The sequence below is a fragment of the Aedoeadaptatus nemausensis genome (assembly GCF_903819165.1).
Lineage (GTDB): Bacteria > Bacillota > Clostridia > Tissierellales > Peptoniphilaceae > Aedoeadaptatus > Aedoeadaptatus nemausensis.
In genome coordinates, this window is sequence record NZ_CAIJCS010000051.1 from 1 (window position 1) to 1,711 (window position 1,711).

The 1,711-nt window shown below is 34.7% G+C and carries 3 protein-coding genes; all 3 read right to left on the reverse strand.

Translation table 11 applies throughout. The features are described from left to right. Positions 1–28 precede the first annotated feature (28 nt). Positions 29–574, reverse strand: a complete 546-nt coding sequence (locus tag PEPTYR26121_RS08700; protein WP_180501037.1) for a DUF2815 family protein — start codon at positions 572–574, stop codon at positions 29–31. Next, positions 564–1,061 (reverse strand): HNH endonuclease, encoded by a 498-nt coding sequence (locus tag PEPTYR26121_RS08705; RefSeq protein ID WP_049944435.1) that lies wholly within the window; start codon positions 1,059–1,061, stop codon positions 564–566. Before PEPTYR26121_RS08705 ends, PEPTYR26121_RS08700 begins: the two co-directional genes overlap by 11 nt. Continuing rightward, a partial coding sequence (locus tag PEPTYR26121_RS08710) for a DUF2800 domain-containing protein (RefSeq protein WP_180501039.1) occupies positions 1,058–1,711 on the reverse strand: 654 nt, incomplete at its 5' end. The genes PEPTYR26121_RS08705 and PEPTYR26121_RS08710, both read right to left, overlap by 4 nt.

Sequence of the window (1,711 nt, forward strand, 5' to 3'; positions counted from 1 at the left end):
CTGTAATTAAATAGTCCATTTCTACCTCCTATGCTAAGAAATCTTCATCATCATCGTCCATAGCATCGAAGTCATCTGCTGCATTAGACCTATTTCCTAGAGGTTGTCCATCTCTTAGTTTTTGAATATTCCCTAGCCCAACCGCTACGCCCTTATTGCCATTTACATTGTAGGCATAGAAGTTAAGAGATACCCTTGCATAAACTCCTGAGTAGACTTCACTTCTATCAAGAATAGGTTCTACGTTTCTATCTACAATTTGAGGTGCTGTCATAGAGTTAGCATTTAAGAAGTATGCATCAGCATAAGCCTCATCATCTTTTTCTGTGTCACCATCTCTTAATGGAAGTTTGATAGCTTTCTTATTAGGTTTTTTCCCATTGAATTTAGAAAGTCCTTCATCAATAGCAGCATCTACTGCCTTTTCAATCTTCTCAATTGTCTTTTGGTCGCTCTTTGGGATAATGACAGATACTGAATACCTTTCTTTACCACCATTGATTGACTTTGGTTCCCAAACATTAAAATATGATAATCTAACTTCTCCAGTAATTACTTTTGTTTTATTTTGCATAATTTTCCTCCTGAATTATATTTAATTTTGCAAATCTACCATGATACTTTTTTGCCGCTTCGTTGTACGCCATTGCAGCGTCTACTTCTTTATCAAAACTGCCTAAATAAATATGCTTTTCATTTATTCTGATGCACGCTTGCCAACATCTATCTCTAATATGAAAAGTAACTCCCTTATATCTAGAGTGAGATTTCATGTTAAACTTTTTTCTATTAAAAGAATTTTCTTGTCTAGTTGCTAGCCTCAAATTAGATCGTCTATTATCTAATCTATTCAGATTTATATGATCTACTTCCATATTCTCTGGAGCATTTAGAATTTGCCTATGCATTCTAATATGGCGAGATTTATTCTCTGGATTGTGTCTACAGGCATATAACTGACCTGGATGACCGCTGGCAAACCACTTATATTTTGATAGTTCTTTGTAATCTTCATCGTCAACTAATGCATAAAATCCTTTTGTAAGTGGTATTTTTTTCATTCCTTAACCACTCCAAATTCTTCTTTCACATTTTCAATTACAACTTCTTCTCTTTTATCATTAATGTTCACTAAGGTAAGTTTGCCTTTTGGTTTTTCTAATAAGTCGCTGATATTTTCATCAAAGACTTTTTTACCTAGTAACTTAGTCATAGCTGTGATGCCAAGTAACTTTTCTTCAAAGGGATTGAATCCCAGTTCTTTTACTTTTTTTACAACTTCATCTTCATCTCGGTATTTTCTATTAGACCTACCTTCGACAAGTTTTAGATCCTTCCATCTATGGCCTTTCATTGCTCTTTCTAAAGAGTAAGCCTTGATGTCTTTGACCCATTGTTCGAGCTCATCTAGTCTTGGTAAAATCTCTTCAATTTCATCATCAGATAGTTCTGGTGGCAGGGTAAATTCTTCTTGTGCTAGTTTCAGGTTTTCTTCCGCTCTTTTTCTACACTTATTCTTAGCTTTACAGAAAATGCACCATTCTCCACAAGAGAATTCTCCCTCGCCTTTATATGCTTTCTCCGCTATCTCTCGTACGGTTTCTCCCCACTCATATAGTTCTATCTTCTTAATTTCATAAGTTGAGATATTGCATCTTCTTGGTTGATAGATATGAAGAATTACTTCCTCAATATCATAAATTCCATCGAA